At 65.0% G+C, this 22,827-nt stretch carries 21 protein-coding genes and 1 tRNA gene; 9 read left to right on the top strand and 13 right to left on the bottom strand.

Features of this window, described 5'->3' with window-relative positions:
* Positions 1-334 precede the first annotated feature (334 nt).
* Both ACIBJI_RS31580 and ACIBJI_RS31575 read right to left on the bottom strand, forming a co-directional pair.
* Positions 335-1,174, bottom strand: coding sequence for a glucose 1-dehydrogenase (locus ACIBJI_RS31580; protein ID WP_364354053.1), 840 nt, complete (start codon positions 1,172-1,174; stop codon positions 335-337).
* Positions 1,175-1,273: 99 nt separating this feature from the next.
* A complete protein-coding gene (locus ACIBJI_RS31575) occupies positions 1,274-2,671 on the bottom strand; it encodes an FAD-binding oxidoreductase (RefSeq protein WP_396957782.1) in 1,398 nt (465 codons plus the stop codon).
* A 250-nt stretch (positions 2,672-2,921) separates the two neighbouring features.
* Between ACIBJI_RS31575 and ACIBJI_RS31570 the strand changes: the two genes are divergently transcribed.
* From ACIBJI_RS31570 to ACIBJI_RS31560, 3 genes are all read left to right on the top strand, one after another.
* Positions 2,922-3,977: an alpha/beta hydrolase gene (locus tag ACIBJI_RS31570; protein WP_396957784.1), complete on the top strand. Its 1,056-nt coding sequence runs from the start codon at positions 2,922-2,924 to the stop codon at positions 3,975-3,977.
* Between the two features lie 358 nt (positions 3,978-4,335).
* The gene (locus ACIBJI_RS31565) at positions 4,336-4,818 is read left to right on the top strand and encodes a hypothetical protein (protein WP_397087011.1); all 483 of its coding nucleotides are present in this window, start codon (positions 4,336-4,338) and stop codon (positions 4,816-4,818) included.
* A 44-nt stretch (positions 4,819-4,862) separates the two neighbouring features.
* Positions 4,863-5,789 (top strand): transglycosylase SLT domain-containing protein, encoded by a 927-nt coding sequence (locus tag ACIBJI_RS31560; RefSeq protein ID WP_396957788.1) that lies wholly within the window; start codon positions 4,863-4,865, stop codon positions 5,787-5,789.
* A gap of 3 nt (positions 5,790-5,792) precedes the next feature.
* On the opposite strand, the gene ACIBJI_RS31555 is transcribed toward ACIBJI_RS31560, so the two are convergent.
* From ACIBJI_RS31555 to ACIBJI_RS31545, 3 genes are read right to left on the bottom strand one after another with little or no spacing between them, the layout of a single operon-like run.
* Entirely contained in the window at positions 5,793-7,082 is a 1,290-nt protein-coding gene (locus ACIBJI_RS31555) for a YhgE/Pip domain-containing protein (RefSeq protein WP_396957790.1), read from the bottom strand.
* 60 nt (positions 7,083-7,142) lie between these two features.
* Positions 7,143-8,144, bottom strand: a complete 1,002-nt coding sequence (locus tag ACIBJI_RS31550) for an alpha/beta hydrolase (RefSeq protein ID WP_396958007.1) — start codon at positions 8,142-8,144, stop codon at positions 7,143-7,145.
* Positions 8,135-8,401: a hypothetical protein gene (locus ACIBJI_RS31545; RefSeq protein ID WP_364354071.1), complete on the bottom strand. Its 267-nt coding sequence runs from the start codon at positions 8,399-8,401 to the stop codon at positions 8,135-8,137. The genes ACIBJI_RS31550 and ACIBJI_RS31545 overlap by 10 nt, the downstream gene beginning before the upstream one ends.
* Before the next feature lie 299 nt (positions 8,402-8,700).
* Between ACIBJI_RS31545 and ACIBJI_RS31540 the strand changes: the two genes are divergently transcribed.
* The 4 genes from ACIBJI_RS31540 to ACIBJI_RS31525 all read left to right on the top strand — a co-directional run bounded on the left by ACIBJI_RS31540 (position 8,701) and on the right by ACIBJI_RS31525 (position 14,882).
* Positions 8,701-11,016, top strand: a complete 2,316-nt coding sequence (locus ACIBJI_RS31540) for an ATP-binding protein (RefSeq protein WP_396957792.1) — start codon at positions 8,701-8,703, stop codon at positions 11,014-11,016.
* 145 nt (positions 11,017-11,161) lie between these two features.
* The gene (locus ACIBJI_RS31535) at positions 11,162-11,950 is read left to right on the top strand and encodes a Zn-ribbon domain-containing OB-fold protein (protein ID WP_396957794.1); all 789 of its coding nucleotides are present in this window, start codon (positions 11,162-11,164) and stop codon (positions 11,948-11,950) included.
* Between the two features lie 115 nt (positions 11,951-12,065).
* On the top strand, positions 12,066-14,480 hold the full coding sequence (locus ACIBJI_RS31530; RefSeq protein ID WP_397087009.1) for a LuxR C-terminal-related transcriptional regulator: 2,415 nt from the start codon (positions 12,066-12,068) through the stop codon (positions 14,478-14,480).
* 75 nt (positions 14,481-14,555) lie between these two features.
* On the top strand, positions 14,556-14,882 hold the full coding sequence (locus ACIBJI_RS31525) for a hypothetical protein (RefSeq protein ID WP_364354080.1): 327 nt from the start codon (positions 14,556-14,558) through the stop codon (positions 14,880-14,882).
* 402 nt (positions 14,883-15,284) lie between these two features.
* On the opposite strand, the gene ACIBJI_RS31520 is transcribed toward ACIBJI_RS31525, so the two are convergent.
* Together ACIBJI_RS31520 and ACIBJI_RS31515 are read right to left on the bottom strand one after the other, a co-directional pair.
* Positions 15,285-15,518, bottom strand: a complete 234-nt coding sequence (locus ACIBJI_RS31520; RefSeq protein ID WP_397087007.1) for a hypothetical protein — start codon at positions 15,516-15,518, stop codon at positions 15,285-15,287.
* 437 nt (positions 15,519-15,955) lie between these two features.
* Positions 15,956-16,378, bottom strand: coding sequence for an HSP20 family small heat-shock protein (locus tag ACIBJI_RS31515; protein WP_364354086.1), 423 nt, complete (start codon positions 16,376-16,378; stop codon positions 15,956-15,958).
* Between the two features lie 147 nt (positions 16,379-16,525).
* Here ACIBJI_RS31515 and ACIBJI_RS31510 point away from each other — a divergent pair, with 147 nt between their 5' ends.
* Positions 16,526-16,849 (top strand): MerR family transcriptional regulator, encoded by a 324-nt coding sequence (locus ACIBJI_RS31510; protein ID WP_397087005.1) that lies wholly within the window; start codon positions 16,526-16,528, stop codon positions 16,847-16,849.
* Between the two features lie 36 nt (positions 16,850-16,885).
* Here the strand turns inward: ACIBJI_RS31510 and ACIBJI_RS31505 are convergent, their stop codons facing one another.
* Together ACIBJI_RS31505 and ACIBJI_RS31500 are read right to left on the bottom strand one after the other, a co-directional pair.
* The gene (locus tag ACIBJI_RS31505) at positions 16,886-17,386 is read right to left on the bottom strand and encodes a hemerythrin domain-containing protein (protein ID WP_397087003.1); all 501 of its coding nucleotides are present in this window, start codon (positions 17,384-17,386) and stop codon (positions 16,886-16,888) included.
* A gap of 309 nt (positions 17,387-17,695) precedes the next feature.
* Positions 17,696-18,076 (bottom strand): phage tail protein, encoded by a 381-nt coding sequence (locus ACIBJI_RS31500; RefSeq protein ID WP_364354095.1) that lies wholly within the window; start codon positions 18,074-18,076, stop codon positions 17,696-17,698.
* A gap of 462 nt (positions 18,077-18,538) precedes the next feature.
* Here ACIBJI_RS31500 and ACIBJI_RS31495 point away from each other — a divergent pair, with 462 nt between their 5' ends.
* A complete protein-coding gene (locus tag ACIBJI_RS31495) occupies positions 18,539-19,015 on the top strand; it encodes a DoxX family protein (RefSeq protein WP_364354248.1) in 477 nt (158 codons plus the stop codon).
* Between the two features lie 10 nt (positions 19,016-19,025).
* On the opposite strand, the gene ACIBJI_RS31490 is transcribed toward ACIBJI_RS31495, so the two are convergent.
* The 4 genes from ACIBJI_RS31490 to ACIBJI_RS31475 all read right to left on the bottom strand — a co-directional run bounded on the left by ACIBJI_RS31490 (position 19,026) and on the right by ACIBJI_RS31475 (position 22,566).
* On the bottom strand, positions 19,026-20,501 hold the full coding sequence (locus ACIBJI_RS31490; protein ID WP_364354098.1) for a multicopper oxidase domain-containing protein: 1,476 nt from the start codon (positions 20,499-20,501) through the stop codon (positions 19,026-19,028).
* Between the two features lie 181 nt (positions 20,502-20,682).
* The gene (locus tag ACIBJI_RS31485) at positions 20,683-20,883 is read right to left on the bottom strand and encodes a hypothetical protein (protein ID WP_397087001.1); all 201 of its coding nucleotides are present in this window, start codon (positions 20,881-20,883) and stop codon (positions 20,683-20,685) included.
* Positions 20,884-21,055: 172 nt separating this feature from the next.
* Positions 21,056-21,131 (bottom strand) — tRNA-Thr (locus ACIBJI_RS31480).
* 211 nt (positions 21,132-21,342) lie between these two features.
* Positions 21,343-22,566: a DNA polymerase III subunit delta' gene (locus ACIBJI_RS31475; protein WP_397087082.1), complete on the bottom strand. Its 1,224-nt coding sequence runs from the start codon at positions 22,564-22,566 to the stop codon at positions 21,343-21,345.
* Between the last annotated feature and the right edge of the window lie 261 nt (positions 22,567-22,827).

The following is a 22,827-nucleotide window of genomic DNA, read 5'->3' as shown; positions in this document are numbered from 1 at the left end:
AACGGCAACAACTACTGACGCACAACCACCGACATGCCCACGCCCGAAACGAACACGCCAACGAAATCGCGAACCGCACCCTCGACGCCGCAATGGGACCAATTACTGAACAACTGATAGGCAGCGGTCAATGCGCGGGCCCCGGGATCCGCGCCACGTGACGACCGAATCAGAAGCTGATCTGCACATACGGTCGACGTCGACGATCTCGCTGCGGCCGAATCCGGCTGGACTCCGCAGCGCGCCGCCGACATGTGCGGCATCGACGCAGATGATCTGCGGCACACCCGCCGCCGAACAACCGCTGTTCAAACCGCCGCCGCGGGCATCCAGCTCACAGAATCGGCCGGCCACCGGTGACCGCGACACGCGCTCCGGAGATGTAGCTTCCGTCGTCGCTGGCGAGCAGCACATAGGTCGGGGCGAGCTCGGCGGGTTGTCCGGCACGGCCGAGTGGGGTGTTGTCACCGAAATTCGCCACCTTCTCCGGCGGCATCGTCGACGGGATCAACGGGGTCCAGATCGGGCCCGGTGCCACGCTGTTGACCCGGATTCCCTTGGGGCCCAACAGCTGTGCCAGACTGGCCGACAGATTCGCGATGGCGGCCTTGGTCGCGGCGTAGGGCGCCAGCGTCGGCGAGGGCATATCGGAATTCACCGAGGAACTGCCGATGATCGACGATCCCGGGGCCATATGCGGCAATGCGGCCTTCACCAGTGCGAAGTAAGCGTTCACGTTCACCCGGAAGGTGTAGTCGAATTCCTCGTCGCTGACCTCCTCGACCGTCTCGTGGGTCATCTGGTAGGCAGCATTGCTCACCAAGACATCCACCTTCCCGAATTCCGCGACCGCGGCGTTGATCACCGCTCGGCAGTGTTCGGGCTCGGCTACGTCGCCCGCGATCGTGACGACTCGGCGGCCGGCCTCGCGGACGAATTCGGCGACCTCGCGCGCGTCATCGTGCTCGTTGAGGTAGGAAATCACCACGTCGGCGCCTTCGCGGGCGAATGCGATCGCCACCGCTCGGCCGATACCGCTGTCCGCGCCGGTGATGACCGCTGCCTTCCCGGTCAACTTGCCGCTGCCGCGATAACTGCGTTCACCGCAGTCCGGCACCGGTTTCATCAGTGTCTGCACACCTGGGACGTCCTGCTGTTGCTCGGCGAAACCCATCGTCCGGCTCCCTTCTCGTCGCCCTCGAAAGCCACCGGTCGGCAGCGGTGACATCCCCGGTAATTGCCCGACCATCCCGGGCCAAACTCCCCCGTCGGGTCAGCCCGGCTTGATATTGGCGTTGCGGTGGAAGACGTTCCCTGGGTCGTATTCGGACTTGATATCGGCCAATTTCGCGTATTTCGCAGGTCCGTAGGATGCGCGAACCCGGTCCTCGCCCGCCTCCGCCATGAAGTTGACGTACCCGCCCTGGTTGGAGGCGAAGGGGCACAGCGCTTCCCAGGTCGAGCGCACCCACGCCCGGTCGGCGGCCAATATCTCGGCGTCGGGGGCGGCGGCTTCGATATTGCAGACGTAGTGTGCCGAGCGCGCGCCGCCGAATGCGGTGTCCTCCTCGCCGACGGCGGTGAAGGCGCCGTCGAGTGTGAAGATCGGCATGAACGACAGCGGCGAAGTCTTCTTCCCGGCCTGCTCGGCCAAGACCGCGATCACTTCGTCGGAGTAGTCGTCTAGATCGAGCGCCTTCTCATATCCGTGAATGCCCCACGGCGCCGACGCATCGAGCATCGACTGCAATCCGGTGAAGGGCATCGGGGTAATGAATTCGAAGAGTGGGGTGAGCGCATCGCGGATCGGCGCCAGCATTTCGGCGTGTTCTTCGGCAGAACCGCAACCGGCGGTAATAAGGGCATGGCCCGGCACGAAGTGGTACTGATCGGGCACGAAGGGCTCCGACGGCGCGGATAACCCGACGGCGACCAGCACGCCCGACCTGGGCGGCATCGCAGGAATGAAATCACGAATCAGACGGAGTGCCTCAGCCCCTTCCGTCAGTGGCCAGAAGAAGAACCCGACGTGCACTTCGGGCCCGACCTGATGCGCGCGATATTCGAATTCGGTGACGACGCCGAAGTTCCCGCCACCACCGCGCAGTGCCCAGAACAGATCCGAATTCTCGGTCTCGGACGCCCGCACAATGCGGCTATCGGCAAGTACGACCTGCGCCGAGATGAGATTGTCGATCGACAGTCCGGCTACGCGGGTCAGCCAACCCATGCCGCCACCGAGGGTGAGGCCACCGACGCCGGTATCGCTGATCACCCCGCCGGGCACGGCCAGTCCGAACGCCTGGGTCGCGGCATCCATATTCGCCATGGTCGCGCCGCCACCGACCCGGGCGCTACTGGTCGCCGGATCCACAACGACGCTGTTCAGCACGCCGAGATTGATCATGATGCCGCCGTCGCCGACGGCCGTGCCGCTATAGGCGTGGGCACCGCCGCGCACGGCCACCTCGAGGTCGTGGTCCCTGGAAAAAGCCAAGGCCGCGGCCACATCCTCGGCAGATAGACATTGCGCGATCACCGCTGGACGCCGGTCGATGGCACCGTTCCAGATGGATCGGGCATGGTCATAACCCGCGTCGGCAGGAGCGAACACCGGACCGCCCATCGCGGATCGCAGTGCTCTGAAGTCGGAATTCATTGTTCGGGTCATGGCATTTCTCCAGCCACCGGGTCCCCGACCACTCGTGGAAGAGCGGGTCACGCGGTCCGCGTCGCCGACTCTTGCTGCGGCACCGACACAGAGGTGGTGCGATCCCAATGCCACGCACACAACCAGCCATCCGGGTGATGTGGCGCGCTTGACATATTAACGCTGGTGCACCGCGGCCGTACCTGGTTCGGACCCGTCGGCGACGTGTCGGTCCGGCACCGGCCGGAAACTCGATGCTAAAAGCTTGGGTATGAACAGGGGCGAAATCGGAGGAGTATCCAGATCGGTAGTCGGCATCGCGTTGGTGGGGATGCTTGTCGGTACGGCGCTAGGCACGCCGACGGCATTTGCCGACCAGGTCACCATGTCCGCGACGATTTCCATCGATACGGTTTCGGAGGATGGTTCGCGCATAACCGACGTCGAGTACATCGACGACCGGAATACCCGACTACAGGTTTATTCCGCGGCGATGGATGCTGAATTCCCGGTCGAGGTCCAACGTCCCACGGACGGCTCGGTTCCACGGCCGACTTTGTATCTGCTGAACGGCGCGGGCGGTGGCCAGGACGACGCGTCCTGGCAGGCGCAGAGCGACGCTCGGCAGTTCATGTCGGATAAGAATGTGAATCTGGTCCAGCCGATCGGCGGCAGGTTCAGTTACTACACCGACTGGCGCGAGGACGACCCGGTACTGGGTCGCAATAAATGGAAGACCTATCTGACCGATGAATTGCCACCGCTGATCAATGCCGCACTGGGCACCAACGGAGTCAATGCGATCGCGGGAATTTCCGCTTCCACCGCAACAGTGTTGGCATTGCCCATTGCCAGACCCGACCTCTACCGGGCGGCTGCCGCATATAGCGGCTGCGCGCAGACAAGCGATCCGATCGGTTCCAGGTTCCTGAAGCTCGTGATCGCCTGGGGTGGCGGAAACGCCGATAACATGTGGGGCCCGGTCGATTCGCCCGAATGGACGGAAAATGATCCATACCTGCACGCCGATAAATTGCGTGGCATCGACCTCTATCTTTCGTCGGGCAATGGCCTGCCCGGAAAATATGACATGCTGGACGGGGCGCATGCCGAACCCGGCCTCGACGGACTGACAAATCAGGTTCTGCTCGGTGGCGTGATCGAAGCAGCCGCCAATTACTGCATGAAGAATCTGCAGGCGAAGCTTATATCACTCGACATTCCGGCTACCTACAACTTCGATGAGGGAACACATTCCTGGGGTTATTGGGAAGATGAATTGAAGCGATCGTGGCCGGTCCTTTCCCACGGACTCGGCTTGACATAGTAAACCCGAACGCGGGCCGGAGGCCTTGTCCGACCCGCGTTCGGCTGTAATGGCTAGATGGCGAAGATCGAACCGAGCAACGCACCGATAACCGGTACGAAAACGCTTCCGAGACGCAGCAGCAGCTCGGCTTCCTCCTATTGTCGGCGGTGTGGCGATGGGTCGGTGCGATCCTCCCGAGCGGTGCATAGTCGGTAGTTCAACGTTCTCCGCGCGTCGGCGAGTTGCCCGGCGTAAGCATCGGAGACATCGACCGGCGCGGCTACCGACACGCTACGTAAGCAAATAGTCCGTTTTGTGGCGCATGTGACATAGCGTCATCGAATACTTCGGCGCGTAGTCAGGAGACGGCTCGGTGATGTCGAGTATTCGCAGACGGCGATCAGCGCTCGACTGCTCTGCGGCATTGGCAATGGCGGGTTCGATCGCGTATCCGGCCGCGGCCGCGCCACAGCCCGCCAGCGCCCCGCTGCCGCCCGGATTGATCGCGGCCGTCGAGAGTGACCTGGGAATCGATGCGCACGAATATCTCGCACGCGCCGAAAGCGCCCGGCGGCTGGCCGAATTCACACAGCAGGCCCGCCCCGCATACCCGGACATATACGCCGGAGTCCGGATGAATGACGACCGCCCCATCTTCTCCAGCACCGACAGCGAGCGCGCCGCGGACACCGAGTCCCTCGCCGAAAAGGCCGGATTCAGGGTGGAAATCGTTGCCGAGAGTGAGCGCACCCTCGATGCCCGCCGCGTGGCCTTCGACCGTTGGCTACCCGGTCAGCCGAGCATCGTCGTCGATTCGATTGTCGGTAATGGCATCGACCTGGTGAACGCGAGCTCATGACACCCATCGATACGGAAGGCAAACACAACTAAGGAGCGAAATCGATGCTGCGCGTTGCCGCGGCCGCCATTGCGGTCGGTGCCCTCATGGTTTGTGCCGGTCCAGCCGTTGCCGAGGGTTTGGGCGACAGCGTCGTTACGTTCGCCAATGCTCCGAACAGTGCCCCGATCTCCGCCGACGGTCCGGGCGACAGCACCACCACTCCCACCGACGGACTGAGCCACAGCGCCACCACTTCCGCAGACGATCTGAACGACGGCGCCACCACGCTCCCCGAAGGGGTCGCCACACAGGCCACCCCGCCCGTCAGTAACCCGAACAGCGGCGTCCCCACATCCGCCAACGGGCTGAACGGCAACGCATCCGCCAATGCCGCTGACAGCAGTGCCATCACGCCCGCACACGGTCCGGGCGACAACGCCGCCACAACCGCCGACACCCCCGACAACGCCATCACGCCCGCAGACGCCCCCGACAGTCCCATCACCCCCGCAGACGGTCCGGGCGAGAGGGTCACCCCTTCAGCAGACTCGTGGGACGACAGCGTCACCACATCCACCGACGGCCTGGATGACGCCCTTGCCACGCCCGTCGAAGAGAGCGACGACGATACCGCCGTCACGCCCGCGGCCAGCTCACACGACACTGTCACAACCACTGTCGGACTCGCGGCCTCACTGATCCGCTTGGGCACCAGGGCCCTCGCCCTGACAGTCGTCCCACTCCACCAATTCCCGGCCTTCGACGCCGTCATCACCCACGAAAGCGGTTGGGACGTCTTCGCCATCAATCCGAAAAGCGGCGCCTACGGCCTCGGCCAAGCACTGCCCGCCGAAAAAATGCAAACCCACGGCGCGGATTGGCGCATCAACCCGCTCACCCAAATCCGCTGGACCTATGACTACATGAACGACCGTTACGGCAGCCCTGATGGCGCGTGGGCATTTTGGCAGCAACACCACTGGTACTGACCATCAGCTCTTGGCTGGTGCGCGGTGCAGTTCTTTCCGGTCGTAGTAACGGGTGACGACACCGCCGAGGACGAGCCCGATGACAAGGCCGAGCAGCGTCATCCAGATCGCGCGGTTCAGTCCGGCCGAGCCGTCGGCATTGAAGTACAGGATTGCCCTGATCCCGAGGTACACCTGATGCATCGGTTCGAAATCGGCAAGCCAGGCAACGGATTTCGGGATCGCCTCGATCGGAATGGTGCCACCGGAGGAGGGCAGACCGAGCACGATGAACAGGATGAGGTTGACCAGCAGCCCTGCGGTGCCGAGCGCCGACACGATCGACAGCGCCGTGACGCCGACCGCGATGATCGCGAAGGCGCTGTAGAGGAACAGCAGCAGCGGCCGCTCGATCGGCATACCGAGCCAATGCCCGACCGCCATGAATATCCCGGCCACAACCGGCGCGCTGCCGGTGATCACGCCCCATTTCAGCAGCAGCGTTCCCAATCGGGAAATCGGCGTCGGCGGATAGTGCACGTACCAGGGACCGAATTCGGTCGGTGTAAAGCCGAGCGAGGAATCGACCATCCCATTGATCACCATGGCGCCGGTGAATCCGGCCAACAGCACCAGCATCGTGTAGAAGAAGGCCGTCAGACCTCCGCCCGTACCCGAGGGCAGTGGATGGAACGGGGTGACGACCACATCGATCGGTTTGGCCAACATCAGCCGACTGAGGCCGACCAGTTCCGGCGCCGATCCGGATGATCGCAGCTGGGTCTGCACGGTCTCGGTGAGCTGCTTGCCGACCGTCTGGTTCGCCTGCGTGAGTGCGTTACCGGCGACCGTCTGCACGACCTGCGATGAGAACGCACCGGACCGCGGATTGGTGTACACCGTGATGATCGGCTGAGTGACATCGCCGGGCAGCACGCCGGCGGTGGCGAAAACGCCGAGCCGCTTGGTGAAATCGCTCGGAATGACGATCGCCCCGTACACATTGCCCGAATTCAACTGCTGCTGTGCCTCGTTGATGCCGAGCACCCGCAGATCGATCTTGTCGCTCGGAGTCTGCTGTACCAGCGCGTCGCTGATCTGTTTGCCCACATTGGTCGGCTTCCCGCCGATCACATCCCCGCTGTCCTGATCGACCAGCGCGATCGGAAAGCCGTGCAGATGCTTCGACGGATCGACGACATACGCGAGATACATCGTGGCCAGTAAGGCCATCAGCAGCGACACCACGACCGCCGGTGCGAGCCAGACACGCACACGCGACCGACGAGGACTCGCCTCTTCCGGGTTGGTCATGACAGCACCGTAATTCCCGGACCGAGATACCCGGCTTGATTACCGGACCGTGTCTGCGCGTCAATCCACGATCTGGCGGTGGAACTGCCCCAGGTCGTTGATCGCAGCTCGGGCGTCGGAGAGCAGATCCGCGGCGACGTGATGGACGTGCGGTGCACGGTCCCAGATCTGCAGCCGCACCGGGACGTTCGCTTCGGCACAGCGCAGGGCCAGCAGCTCCGCGTCGGGCAGCAGGCATTCGGTGGAGCCCACCTGGATCAGCACCGGTGGTAGACCGGTGAAGTCGTGGTTGACCGGCGACCACATCGGATCGAGTTCGCCATCGAGGGCGACGCCGCGGCGCGCGATTGTTTCCAGTATCCGAGTGGGTATGTAGGAATCGCGGTGCCGGTTGGGGTGCGCATTGCGGGTCGTCGGATCGAAGTCGGCCCACGGTGCGATCGCGGAGAGACCGCCGGGCATCGGCAACCCGCGTTCCCGGATTGCCAGCACCAGCGCGAAGGCGAGTCCGCCGCCTGCCGAGTCACCGGAGACGATGATGCGTTCGGGTTGGAATCCCTGTTCGAGCAGGTATTTATAGGACGCGACGGCGTCATCGAGAGTCTCGGTGAAATGCGCGCCTGGTAGGTGTCGGTAGTCGACATTGAATGCGGGCATCCCGCTGGCGCGCCCGATTTTGGCGACGAGGCGCCGATGGGTATTCAGGCCGCCGCTGATGTACCCGCCGCCGTGGAAGTACAGCAGTGCCGAATCTTGTTGCTGCCGCGGGTCGGGCAGATCGTTGTGCCACAACCATTCGGCGCGGAAGTTCCCCAACTGAACGGTCCGGCGTTTGGTGCCGTTCGGGGGGACGAGCGCGGCGGCCGGTAGCTCGATCAGACGGCTGAGCCAGAGCATTTGCTCGAATCGACCGTTGCCACCCAACAGCGCCAGGGTCGCCAACCCGAACCCGACGGTGCCGCGCAGCAGCGGATGGGCGACCCGAGTTCCGATACCGGCCCGATTGGATGGTTCAACGATCGGTGACGAGGCTTCAGGGAGCGCAGCAGTCGTCACGACCATTGCCATTGTCTGCCCTTATTCGGGCGTGGCGGAATGAGTGTGTTCCAGAAGTCGCGGCGAACCGCGTCCCACAACTGGGTCAGTCCCGGATGAAGTTCTCGTGCTTGCACGAGGTCCGGATAAGCGGCGGGACCGAACGAGAGAACCGGCGCGGCGTCGTATGCGTCGTGCACGGCGACGATCGAGATCAGCCGATTCTGGATCAACCGCCATGTCACACGCAGGCCGTCGACTTCGGTGCGGCATACGTTATCCATCGCCGACTCCTGGTTGTCTTGAATGTAGCTCGCGCTTTTGGCGACCCTTATCGATCGGGCACCCTCGGTGAGATGTCAAGGTCGACCTCCTGCTCACAACGGCTTTCCTGAGCGTCACAGATCCGCCGTGCACAGACATGGGTAGAAACACCCACTTCGCCACCCATATCCGCAGCTCGCGCATGCTCGGTACGCAAACCGCATCCCTCGCTGAGGTTCGATCAGTTAGCGATCGCTTCGGAGACGACCTTCGCAAAGCGTGCCCTCGCACCGCCCCGGGCACGGCTAGATTGGGTCTCATGGGGCGAAGTAGGCCCACTCGCGTGGTCGGTAACCTGCCATTCGCGGTGACAAGTTTCGTCGGACGGCAACGGGAGATCCGCGAGGTCCGGGAGCTGCTCGCGACGGCACGGTTGGTCACGCTCACCGGTGTGGGCGGAGTCGGGAAAACTCGGCTCGCCAGCGAGGTCGCAGCCATTTCCGGCCGGTCGTTCCCGGACGGGGTATGGCTGGTGGATCTGTCCGCCGTCGGCGATCCCGATTTGGTGGCGCGAACGGTGCTGACCAGCCTGGCGATCGTGGACGTATCGAACCGGACCATCGAGGAACAGCTCGTCGAGCACCTGGCCGATCTGCAGGCGTTGATAGTGCTGGACAACTGCGAACACCTGGTCGACGCGTGCAGCGCGCTCTGCAATCTGCTACTGCGATCCTGTGCCGGCCTGCGCATTATGACCACCAGTCGCGAGTTGCTGGGCGTCGCGGGCGAGCACGTATACACGGTTCCGACGCTGTCGATGCCGAGCCCGTACGATCCGGTGACGCTCGGCGCGCTGGCCGCCTACGATGCGCCGGCGATGCTGGTAGAGCGCGCTCGGGCAGTGCGCCCGGACTTGACCCTGACCGAACGTGACGCGGATGTGGTGGCGCGGGTCTGCGAGCGTCTGGACGGGATTCCGCTCGCGATCGAGCTCGCCGCGGCCCGGCTGCGGTCACTGTCGCTGTCCGCGGTGCTGGACCGACTCGAGGATCGGTTCGTGCTGTTGGCCGGCTCTATCCGAGCCGCTGTACCGCGGCAGCGAACGCTGCGGGCGCTGATCGACTGGAGCTACGAGCTGTGCCTGCCGACCGAACAGCTGCTGTGGGCGCGGTTGTCGGTATTCAGCGGCGGATTCACCCTCGCCGCGGCCGAGGGCGTATGCGCCGGTCCCGACCTGCCGCGTGAACGCATTCTGGACCTGATCGACCACCTGGTCGCACAGTCGATCCTGGCGCCGGTGCCGACCGACGGCCCGCCGCGGTATCGGATGCTGGAAACGATCCGTGAATACGGCTGGCAACGGCTGACCGAGCGGGACGCGACCGACTCCGTGTGCAAGCGGCATTGCGACCATTACCTCACGCTCGCCGAGCGGATCGCCGGAGCCTGGAACGGGCCAGGCCAAGCGGCCGGTCTGGCCGAGTTGCGCACCGAGTTCGACAATCTCCAAGCGGCGCTGGACTGGGCCACGAGCACACCGACCGCAGCCCGCGAGGCATTGGCACTGGTCACCGCACTGCGCTATCACTGGTGCGCCGACGGGTTCCTCGGTGAGGGACGCCGGTGGACCGATAGAGCGCTGCGCGTCGCCGATGACGTCTGCCCGGAGCGGGTCTCGGCGCTGTGGGTGGCGGGATGGGTGCGGCTGCTGCTCGGCGACACCGAAGCGGCCACCGAGGCGCTCGACGAATGCGCGGCGGGTGCGGCAGCGATGGGTGACCGCCACTCGCTGGGCTGGGTGAGCTGTCTGCGCGGCACGGCGGAAGCGTTCCCTGGACGTCTCGCACCGGCCATCGCGGCCTTCGAGAAGACCGTCGCGGACTACTCCGACGATGACGACGTGGTCTGCATGACCCTGTTCCAACTCGCCATGGCACAGGCACACGCCGGTGACCGCAGCGCGGGCGCGACGGCCCGCCGCGGCATCGAACTGGCCGACCAGCAGGATGAGCGGTGGACCAAATCCTATTCACTCTGGGCCCTCGGCCACGACCAGTACGTCCGTGGGGACTACGGCACGGCGGTCGAGTCGACGCGCGCCGCATTGGAGATCCAGCGCGAATTCAATGACCACGTGGGCGCGGCGCTGATGATGGAGTTGCTGGCTTGGATCGCCGCCGCCCGCGGCGAATACCGGCATGCGGCGCGACTGATGGGCGCGGTCGGATCGGTCTGGCGACGCATCGGCACCTCGATCACGGCGTTCGGACCACAGCTGGGCGCACAGCACTCGGCCTGCGAGCGCACTCTCACCCAGTCGCTGCGGCAGGCGGAGCAGCGCGCGGAAACAGCGCGCGGTGCGGCGCTGGACCACGCCCAGGCGATCGGCTACGCACTCGATCCCAACCAGACCGCGCAGGAGCCGGACGAGCAGCAGAACACCGAGCTCACAACCCGTGAGCGGCAAGTGGCCGAGTTCGTCGCACAGGGTCTGAGCAACCGGCAGATCGCCGAACGGCTGGTGCTGTCGCCGCGCACCATCGACCGGCATCTGGAGAACATCCTGTGCAAACTCGGCTACTCGTCCCGGGCACAGATAGCCGCATGGACGGCGCGGGCGCACCGAGTGCGATAACGCTCGACCTGGGCAAACGATGTCGGTCGGGATGGACCGCTCGGCAAAAATGGGTATACCCCGGGTAATTCTACCGTCGTATTCAGCCGTCGCGGACGGGACGCTCGGTGAGGACAGCATTCATGGCTATCACACCGAGGTTCCCATGTCCGAGCACAAATACGAGTCCAGCAACAAGCCCATCGGGGCCGAAAACACCATGATGATTCGGCGCTGCGGGCCCTGTAACAAGTTGTTTCCGCCGCTGACCGCCGAATGTTCGTCGTGTGGGTCCTGGGATCTCGAATGGTCGCCGTCGTCGGGTCTCGGATCGGTCGTGTCGTGGCGGCTCGTACACCGAACTGTGAGCCGTCCGCACGCCCAGGTGGTGCCGTTGACGATCGCCATCGTGGAACTCGACGAGGGCCCATGGGTGTACGCGACGATCGAAGGAGAGGTCGCACCGGTTTCGGATCAGCCGGTCCGGGTGCGATTCGAGCCCCATCCTCGGGTGGATCGTTTCCCGGTATTCGCTGTCTGCCCGGCGGAGCCTCATTCGGATGGCGGCGTCCGACCCGCGCCACAGCGTGCGAATGCTTCGATCGATGTGCGCTCGACACATCCTCGCGAGGTCGAGCATCGCTTCGACGCGTGGTGGGTGCGGACATCGCTGCGCCAGTGTGAACTCATGGAGGGCGCGAAGGCAGTCGACACGGCGGCGAAATCCCTGATCAGCTTTGCGATCCGATGGGCACCGTTCGGCGGGGCCTCCGCCGGGGAACTGCTGGTGACCTTCGGTGTGACCCGTCGACGGTTTCTGCACATGCTGGAAGAGGCGCTGGACCCGCGACGGACCGATAGCGTCAATGTGCGGGGGCTGAAGCGCCAGCTGAAGGACGCCCTGACACAGGCGTGGCAGATGAGTCCTGCCGCACTCCCCGCCGGTAGCGCCTGATATAGCCACAACTCGCGATCCGTTCACCTTCGTTGGCGATACGCTGGGCATTGTCGAAAGGTGAGCGCATGGCGCCCGGTGCTCGCGCACATGCCGAGTGGATTGCCCGCCGCTGATGACAACGGATGATCCACTCCGGACCCGCCGCGACGCGACCACACCCGTCACGGCTGATTCGAGCGCGTCCGGGTTCGAGGACGCCGCACCAGTCCGGGTATGGGCCCAGCCACCTATAACGGGAGGCCGCACCGGCGTGCTGCCGCTGGAGCTGACCAGTTTCGTCGACCGCCGCGCCGAGACGGCGGAGGTGAAGAATCTGTTGGCCACGTGCCGACTCGTGACGTTGGCCGGGATCGGTGGCGTCGGGAAGACCCGCTTGGCGCTGCGCGCGGCGGCGAACGCTCGACGCGATTTCGCCGATGGCGTCTGGGTTGTCGAACTGGCCGATGTGCACGACCCGTCGATGCTGGTCGAGATCGTGGCGGCCACCCTCGGCCTGATCGACCAGTCCGACCAGCCATTGCTCGACGTGCTGATCCAATTCCTTAGCTCGCGGGAAATGCTGCTGGTACTCGACAACTGCGAACAAGTGATCGCGGCTTCGGCGGAGCTGGTCGAGACGTTGCTGCTGGCCTGTCCGAATCTGCGGATTCTCGTCACCAGCCGCGAGCCGCTGGATATCGCCGGGGAAGCGACGGTGCGCGTGCTGCCGTTGGCCGTCCCGGATCCGGACCTCGAGCCGCCGTTGCGTGGACTGCCCAAATACGACGCCGTGACCCTGTTCGCCGACCGCGCCGCGGCGGTGGTGCCGGGATTCGAACTCTCTGAGGACAACAAGACCACCGTCGCCCGGATCTGTTCCCGACTGGACGGATTGCCACTGGCGATCGAACTCGCGGCGGCGCGGATGCGCGCGATGTCGCCGGAGCAGATCCTGCAGCGGCTCACCGACCGGTACGCGCTGCTCACCCGCAGTAGCCGCACCGCGCCGACCCGACAGCAGACGCTGCGGTGGTGCATCGACTGGAGCTACCAGCTGTGCACGCCGCCCGAGCAGCGAATGTGGGCCCGGCTATCGGTATTCGCCGGCGGCTTCGAACTCGACGCCGCCGAGCAGGTGTGCGGTGCCGACCTCGCGGCCGGGACGCTGCTCGATGTGCTGTCCTCGCTGGTGGACAAGTCGATTGTGATTCGGGAGGAGCCGGATGGCCTCGTGCGCTTCCGGATGCTCGAGACCATGCGCGACTACGGTCGGGAGAAGCTGCAGGAGACCGGCGAATACCGGGAGCTGCGTCGAGGACACCGCGACTGGTACGAGCGATTGGCCGTGGACACGGAGGCAGGGTGGATCAGCGACCGGCAACTCGATTTGCTCGCGCGGCTCGACCGCGAACAACCGAATCTGCGGGAGGCGCTGGAGTTCTGCGTGTCCGATGCGAGCTCGGAGTCGGCCGAGGCCGGGTTGCGCACCGCCGCCGCCCTCTACCTGTTCTGGAGCTTTCGCGGCCAGTACGGCGAAGGCCGACGCTGGCTCGACCGCACCTTGTCCCACCCCGACGCGCACTCGATACCCGATCGCGTCAAAGCACTACAGACGAGCACGATCATGGCGGCGGTACAGGGGAACCTGGAGCGCGCGGCCGTCATCGTGGAACAGGCATGCACACTGGCCGAACAGGACCCCGCTCCCACCACCAAGGCGCTGGCCGCATTCGCCGAGGGAACCCTGGCGCTGTATCGGGGTGCACACGATCGGGCAGACTCGCTGGTCGAGCCCACCCTCGCGATATTCGAATCGAATAAGAGAGGACATCTGTACATCTCCGCGTTGTCCATACTCGGTTGGGCATGCGCACTCCGGGGAGATACAAAGCGATCGATCGAATATCGCGAGCAGCTACTTTCCATCACCGAAGCGTGCGGCGAATCGCTGTTCCGGTCGAGCACGCTGTGGGCGATCGGCATGTCCGCATGGCAGCAGGGCGAGCGTTCGCACGTAGAAGAAGTGCTGCTGGAATCGCTGCGAGTCAGCCGACACATACCCAGCCCCCTCGTCGCGGCGCCCGATATCGAGGCACTGGCCTGGACCGCCGGCAATGGTGAACGCTCGGCCATTCTGATGGGTGCCGCCGAAGCCCTGTTGCGCTCCGCCACAGGTGTCGCGACCTTCTTCAACGAGCTATCCCCCTATCACGACGAATGCGACCGCATCACCCGCCGCAGGCTCGGCGACCGAAGATTCGATGCCGCCTTCCGGCGCGGCCAGGCCATGGGGTTGAGCGCCGCGGTGTCCTACGCCCTGGGGGAACTGCCGCCCGCCACCGCACACGATTCCGGCATGGCATTGACCAAGCGTGAGCGGGAGGTTGCGCTCCTCGTTGCCCAAGGACTCACCAATAAACAGATCGCCGCGAAACTCGTGCTCTCCCAACGCACCGCACAGCACCACGTCGAACACATCCTGAGCAAACTCGGCTTCACCTCCCGCACCCAGATCGCCACCTGGATCGTGGACGAGGCCCAGCACTAGGCGCTGCTGACGCTCGGGCGTGTCGCCACGCTGTCGAATAGCTGGCAATCCGCCGAACCGCCATAGTGTGGCGCTATGACTTCCGGGAGCGGTTCGGTCTTGGCCACCAGAACCCTCGCCGTGGGTGGCAAGCGGGTCCTCATCACGATCGGGAGGCCCTGCCCAGACCAGTCGGCGGAGGATTCGGCATACATCTGTCGCATCGATATCGACGGGATGGCCACCGCCCCGATCCGACTAGAAAGCAGCGCGGACACCCCCGCGCGGACAGTAGCGATCGGTCTGCGGAGGACCGCCGAACACTTGGAAGTCGGCCTGGCCGAACTACTATCCGACGCCCACATCGGCATCGCCCCGTACCGGCACCCGGGGGCCGGTCGGGTCGGCGGCGGCCCGACATAACCTGCGGTCGCCGCGCATTCAAGCCCCGCCGCAGACCGTCGGGCACGAGTGAGTGGCAGCGGGTTCGCGATGCCTAGGCACCCTGACGATGTGATGGCACGCAGCTTCCGCGGCGACGATCCTGGATGACGCTGGGCATATCCGTCGACAATGTGACCACGCCGAACGAACAAGCGATTTCGAACCGAAAAGCCTGGCGGCGGGCCGCGGTCAGACGGCGGGGCGGGATGAGGGCATCAAGGCGCCGTCCATGACCTCGGTCCACCATTTTTGCAAAGGGCTGGGGTCGGGCCATCGCACGATGTCCGCGTCGTGACCAGTGGCCGATGTGGATGTCGATGTGCTGGTGGGTGTTTCGGTGTTCACAGGCGATCGTCTTTCACAACGGGCCGGTAGAGGCTCTTACCGGGCACGGTGATCAGTAGCGAGGCAGTCGTAGTCGTCGTCGGTGTCGGGCGGGGTGAACCAGGCTTGGTCGATCCGGTCGTACATCGCGGCGGAATCGAAGGCGGCGCGTACGCGTTCGGCGAGTGGGTGCAGCGTGGTGGTGTCCAGGCCGATGTCGGGGTCGCTGGCACGGACGGGGGTGTTCTGCTCGGCGCGATCGAGGTCGCTGCCTGCCGGGGGTGTGGGCATCGCGGTTTCCTTCCTCGAACGTGATCGTCAGGTGGAAGGGGGCCGGGTGAGCCCGGAAGTGTGCCGACCGGGCCCACCCGTCGACGGAAGGAATCTGACTGACTGTTGTGACGCGCCCCGCGCGGGGCGGGGACGGTGCCTGCCTGCTGTGCCACCTCCGGTGGCTGTGCACGCCGACCGGGGAATCCCCGGTCAGTCGGTGCTCGCGGCGCGGCCGGCGGGCACGTCCCGCCACCGGCGAGAACGTTTTCCTGCGGTAAGTACGGGCATCACCTCGCTTTCATCGAGGCTGGTCGGATGCCGGGAAAACCCGGGTGCGGGCGGGCTGCGCTGGGTCGCCGGCATAGGCGGGGGGCCGCCGCACATTGAGTCGGTGGGGCTGCTCCGCTCGCGGTCGGCTCGATGCGATGCTCAACGCCGAAGCGCTTTCGCCCGGGTCAGGCGTTGATCGCCTGGCGTTCGTGGTCGCCGCGGGCGATCTCGATCTTGCGGGGTTTGGCCTTCTCCGCGACCGGGATCGTCAACCGCAGTACCCCGTCGCGGTAGTCGGCGCGGATCTGGTCGGTGTCGAGGTTCTCGCCCAGAAACAGCTGGCGGCTGAACACACCGCGGGTGCGTTCGGCGGCGATCATCGACCGCCCCTGGTCGAGTTCCGGGCGCGAAGCGCGCACCGTGACCACGTTGCGTTCGACATCCAGATCCAGCGAATCCGGGTCGATGCCGGGCAGATCGAACTCCACAAAGAAGTCGTCACCCTCGCGCCAGGCGTCCATCGGCATCGCCGCCGGGCGGGCCGGCGTGCCGAACACCTGCTGGGTCAAACGATCCAGATCGCGGAAGGGGTCGGTGCGCATCAGCATGGTCGCCACCTCCAGTTCACTCCATTCTCGATCGAAGGGAAACCAGATAACCTATGTCATCTGACATAGATATTATGTAGCACTCGACCCAGGAGAGTGCAAGTACCTGCGAGAGGTAATCTGAAGTCGAAGACAGCGAGGAGCGAAATGTCACTAGGTGGACACGACCGGCACCTGCCCGGATCGGGTCAGGCGGTGTATGCGATTTCGGTGGCCGCCGAACTCGCCGGGATCGGAATACAAACGCTGCGCCTGTACGAGCAGCACGGGCTGATCGCTCCTGCCCGCAGCCCCGGCGGCACCCGCCGCTACAGTGGCGACGATCTGGTGCGGCTGGCGCGCATCACCACTCTTGCCGGGCAAGGGATCAACCTCGCCGGGATCGCCCGCATCCTCGACCTCGAAGACGCAAACACCGCACTTACCGCAGAACGCGACCAGCTACGCGACAGCGGCAACCACCGGCTGTGACCACCGCCCCGGCTGCGGCGACAGGAATCCAGGCGGTCACGCTATCACCGAATCGAGCACCTTCTGCACTGCCGAAGGTCGCGCGGGCGAACGCGGAGCCGTCTTCCGCAACTCGATCATCTGCGCACCGATCTCCTGAAGCTGCTTGCGCCCCAACTGCTCTCGCACCTTCGGGAACCAGGCTCCCTCTTCCTCATCGATATGATGATCGACGCTTTCGATCAGAACGGTGACTTTGGCGGTGAAGCGTTCATCTTCGGGCTTCATCGCCGCCAACTCCATCACGAGAACATCGGCGACATGGTGCTCTTCATAGGATTCGAGGATGTCGTCTTCCAGTTCGGGCACGAGCTTGCGCACCGTCGGATACATGCACTCGTTTTCGAGGTAGGTGTGCACGGTCAACGCTTCGATGATCTTGTCGACCAACCGTCCCTTCGCGGCGTGCGCACCATCGCCCGCCTTCTCGAAATCACGGAACAGTTTCCGAATCTCCTTGTGGTCTTCCCGCAACAAGACGATCGCATCAGTAGTCACCGCAACTCCTCGAACTCGAACACTCACGGGTTGGATCTATGCCAGGCGTGCCCGCAAAAACAGAACCGAAACCGCCGGTGCAGGTGAGCTCATTGGCAACACGCATATGCGGATGCGCGACAGTCTCGCCGAGGAATTCGCCGCGACGGCGCGCTCGGCGCGGCGGCAACCCTTCGCCGATGAGGGGCCGCCGAGTCGGCCCGCCGTAGACCAGCGCGGGCCGCTCCAGCGCCGCGACGGAGACCGCGTGTCGGGCGCTCTTACGCGCGTCTCGACCGGGCGGACTCGCGAGAAGAAGCCGCGCCGACTCTACCGCTCAAATCTCATCTCTTCGTAGGCGACGGTGACGCACTCACGCGCTGGCTCCGTATTGTCAGCGTCGAACGAAGGCTCCGTCCAACTGGTCGGGAAAGCGCGAAGCAAGCGAAACCGCTGGAGAGGCTTTTCTTCAGCGTTCATCACGGTGATGGTGATGTCCTGTCTGGGGGAATCCACGCCGCCGTCGACCAACGCGCACTCGATCCAATCGGTGAAGGCTTTGCTCCGGTCGAGCCCCCGGGTGATCTGCACCTCGCCCAGCGTGCCCTCCGACGGCTGGCTTATACCCATCACGTCCTGCACCATTTCCGCCCTGAACTCGCCTAGATCGATGGCGAAGGTGCGGGTGTCGGTCTTGTCCTGGATTTGCATGTCGACCTCCTGAATTCGTAACCGGTGGGTTTCTCTCTCATGAGGCAATGCCACTCGAGAGTACGGCGTGGCTGGGGCCACCGGAGTGGAAATTCGCTCAATCCCGGCCCAGCGCACCCGACCCGGATCCACAGTCGACGCAGAGCAGACGGATGTGCGCGGCGGCGGGTTTGAACAGGGGTCGTTTGGAGACAGGGTCCCATTCGGAGCGGGTGAGTCCGTTCGCCGCTCTCGCTCGGTCGGGGCTATCGATCCCTGTAGCCGGAGTAGAAGGTGGACATGAGGATATCGGGCGGTAAGGCCCGGTACCCCCGCGCGAATCCTGACATCAACGGTCCGGCCCGCCAACGTCGGTAGCCCGAGCGCTACCGGTTGTGGGTAGGCTCGGCGCGGCGGTGATCTGCGATATCGGGAGGCGATGTCACGGTGGCTGGATCGAGTCGGAGGTCGTGGGCGGAGCTGCTGGGTGCTGATGGGCCAGGCGCGGTGGTTTGTATTCGGGTGGCGGTCGGGTTGGTGTTCCTCAGTGAGGGGATCCAGAAGTTTCTGTACCCGGACAAGCTGGGGCCCGGTCGGTTCGACAAGATCGGTATCCCCGCCGCGATGTTCTTCGCGAACCTGGACGGTCTGGTCGAAATCGTTTGCGGCACACTGATTGTGATTGGGTTGCTGACACGCCTGGCGGCGATCCCGCTGCTCATCGACATTATTTTGGCGATCCTGCTGACCAAGCTACGCGAGCTGCGTCCGGGTGGATTCCAAGGCGTGCAAGGCTTTTGGGGGATGGCGCACGACGCACGCACCGATTTCGCGATGCTGTGCGGCCTGATATTCCTGTTGTGGATCGGCCCCGGCCGCTGGTCTATCGACGCGATCATCATCCGCGGTGCTCGGGCTAGGTCGTTAACGACCGATGTTGCGGCGGAACAGGTTTCGTAGCCGTGTCCGGTCAGATGGTGTGCAGCAGAGCCATGAACCCGAAGTCCATGTGCAGTTGGCTGTGGCAGTGCAGCAGCGACAGGCCGGGCTGGTCGGCGGTGAAGTCGATATCCATCACCTGATAGCCGCCGAGCATCGCGACGTCCTTGCGTACTCCGGCGGTGGGTGTGCCTGCGGCGTGGGTGATTTCGAAGGTGTGCCGGTGCAGGTGCATGGGGTGGATGTCGTCGGTGGCGTTGCGCAGGTGCAGCCGGTACCGCTTGCCCTGAGCGAGGTCGAAGACGGGCTGTCCGGCCGCCATCGAGAATGGAGTGTCGTTGATCGTCCACTCGTTGAACCCGTTGCGGGCGGCGTTACGTTTGTCGATCAGCATGTCGATCACCTGATCCGGTACCGCCGCGGTCCGGTCGGGTGTGGTGAACAGTCGGTAGTCCCAGGTGAACGGTGGCGGCGTGACCCATTGCGGATCGCCGGTGCGGTTGGCGTACTCGACCACGATGCCCATGCCGTTCTCGCGGTCGTCGTCGGCGGTGTCGCCGAGCACCCACACGCCGGGGTTGGTCATCTCCACGATCGCCGAGATGCGTTCGGCGGCACCGAGCCACAGCACCGGCACCTGAGCCGGGTTCGGGACGGGGTTGCCGTCGAGGGCGATGACGGTGAAGGTGTGGCCGGGCAGGGCGAGGCTGCGGGTTTCGGTTGCGCTGCCGTTGAGCACATGGAGCAGGACCCGTTCACCGGATTCGACGCGGATCGGGTCACCATGGCCGAGGGCGCGGCCGTTGATGCTGAACGTGCGGTAGCCGACCTCGTAGCCGTGCGCGGTGCCCAGCGCAAGTGACGCGGCCATCGCGGCCTCGCCGCGGTCACTCAGTTCCGGTATGGGTTCACCGGCGAGGAAGTCGCCGGGCATGTCGTCCTCTCGGCTCAGCGCGGGTTCGAATTCCTTGAGCGTCAGGAAGATCTCCTGATCGTAGGCTCCGGGATGCTGTTTCGATTCGATGAAGACCGGGCCGACTTGGCCGCTGTACTGACCGCCGGACAGATCCGCGCCGGGAGTCAGGTGGGTGTGATAGAAGCGGAGCCCGGCCGGGCCGCAGGTGAAGACGATGCGGCGCATGCCGTGGGCCGGGATGAACGGTGTGCCTTCCTCAGCCGAGCCGTCGACATCGACGGACAAATGTTGCCCGTGCCAATGCAGTTGCTCAGGGGTGTCGGTGTCGTTGTGGACATCGATGGTGGTCTGCTCACCTTCAGTGAATCTGAGCAGCGGGCCGGGGAATTGACCGTTGTAGGTGGTGGTCGACACCGTCCGGCCCGGGGCTACCTCGATCCGGCTACGAACGATGTGCAACGTGTAGTCGGCGTTGCTCGTTGGGCCCGACTGCGGGCGCGAGCACCCGGTCACCGTGGCGGTACTCGCCCCCGCACCACCTAGTACGGCCACGCCGCTCCATCTGAGAAAACCACGACGATCAACAGGCATAGTCGATGCACGTCCTTCGGCTGTCTCAGCAGATCGAAGTTGCGGCAGAATCCTGAATGCAGGACACGATATCGAATGCCGGTACCGTGCGGCTGTGAATCAGGGTGCGGCCCGGCCCGCGCTGTGGGCGCGCGATACGCGCAGCGTGCGATTCATCGTGACTGCCAGCCCGCTTGGTCCGCTACGGCACATGGGCGTGCGTGGCACTCGGGATCACGCTGAGCATGCGCGGCATCGTCGGAGTCACCGTGTCGGGGCTCGAGATCGCCAATTTCACCGGCCGCACCCGGGCACACTCGGCATCGGTACGCGCCTGCCGGTCTCCGGCTACTGGGGTATCGGCGCAGTGCGATCCCTTTCGCGCCAGCCAGCTGATAGCCATCGCCGCAGTAATCCTGGTGTTGCTCGGGCTACCAATCTCACTGTCTCTCAGCGACCCACAACCCAAAGATCCGAAGCCAACAAGCAGGCGTTCAACAGGAAATTCTCCCGAACGTTGGCACACCGGGGTTCTCGAACAGTGGTCCTGAAGCCACCAAAAACATCCTCTGACTTGGAGCCGCCTGGGGGAATCGAACCCCCGACCTTTTCATTACGAGTGAAGCGCTCTACCGACTGAGCTAAGGCGGCGTGCCTTTCGGCGTGGCGAGTCTATCGTCTCGGCGGTCGGATCGCGAAAACGGGAGGTCATCGCAGCGCGATCGGCAGACCCGGCGGCGGCTTCCAGCCGGTCTCTCGGTCGGCTGCATAACCTGCCGGTCGAGCATTGAGGCGGGTCGAATCCCCCGACCTCTTCATTACGAGTGAAACGCGGCGACGGCTGGGTGCCGATCGAAATCGGCTAGGCGGATTGGGCGGAGATGAGGGTGGCGACCATGGCGGCGAGCGCGAAACGGGGTTTGACGTTGAGGTCGAGGGCCTCGCGGCAGGCGAGGACGGCTTCGATGGAGCGCAGCAGGCCCTCGGGGCGGACGCGGTCGGCGAGGTCGTGGATCTGATCGGACATATCGGGGTGGGTGAGGGTGACGCCGGAACCGTTGCGGGCGGCGCCGAAGCGGACAGCGAGAGCATCGCGGTAGACACCAGCTACGTCGATGAGCGCGCGGTCGAGGGCATCGCGGCCGGTGCGGGTGGCGCGGGATTTCTGCCTGCGCTCCAGGTCTTTGAGCACACCGGCCGAGCCTCGGGTAGCGCCCGCCGCGCCTTTGCCGGTGCCACCCGCGCCGAGTGCGGTCGCCAACTCGTCGCGCTCGCGCTCGTCACGGGCCGCACTCATCTGCTTCGCCTCGTCATCGGCCGATTTCACCAATTCATCCGCAGCCGTATAAGCGGCACCGGGCCGGGAAACCGCACCCACCAACGCCAGCGCCCGCTGCCGGCGAGCACGCGCCTGCTCATCGGTAGCCAGCCGTCGAGCTCGCCCGACGTGGCCGCCGCTCACCGATGCCGCCCAAGTGGCGGTCTTTTCGTCGAGCTTGTCGCGCTCTCGCAGCACCAGCGCGATGGCGGGCACCGAGGGCGTAACCAGATGCACATGCCGACAGCGCGACCGCAGCGTCACGGAGATGTCCTCCGGGTCCACCGACGGCGCGCACAGCAGGAATACTGTCCGCTCCGGCGGCTCCTCGACCACCTTCAACAGCACATTGCCCGCCGCCTCGGTCAACCGGTCGGCGTCCTCGATCAGCACCACCTGCCATCGACCGGTACTCGGCCGCCGCGAGGCGATCTGCACGATCTCGCGCATCTCCTTGGTGCTGATGCTCAGCCCTTCCGGAATCACCCGCCGCACGTCGCCGTGCGTTCCGGCCATCGTGGTCGTGCACGCATGACACCGACCGCAGCCGGGCGCACCCTCGTCCGTGCACTGCAGCGCGGCCGCAAAACACAGCGCCGCAACGGATCTCCCCGATCCGGGCGGCCCGGTGAACAGCCACGAATGCGTCATCGCACCATTGCCGGCCCCTCCGCGCGCGGCGACCGCGGCCGCCCGCAATTCGGACTCGACCGCATCCTGCCCAACCAGCCGATCGAAGACACCCGCCACGCCGTACACCCTAGCCATCCCCACCGACAGGCTCGTCCTCGCGCCGTCCGAGCGTGACGATCGCAGCTGATCGGCGTTCCGCGGCGGCGTGCGCCATCCTGCCGGTGGCGGTCCGAGCAGCCGTGCGGTCGGCTGATCGGGATGCGATCCGAGCCTGCGCGGCACCGCCGCGGATCTCCGAATATCGATCCAACCGTGCCAATGACCGTCGGGCCCACAGCCGATGCCATCGGCGGCAACCGACATCCAGTCGATACCCCGGTCCCGCAGTCAACCGCG

The sequence above is a fragment of the Nocardia sp. NPDC050408 genome, from assembly GCF_044458905.1.
In the GTDB taxonomy this organism is placed as follows: Bacteria; Actinomycetota; Actinomycetes; order Mycobacteriales; family Mycobacteriaceae; genus Nocardia.
This window is presented reverse-complemented; position numbering and strand designations above follow the sequence as displayed.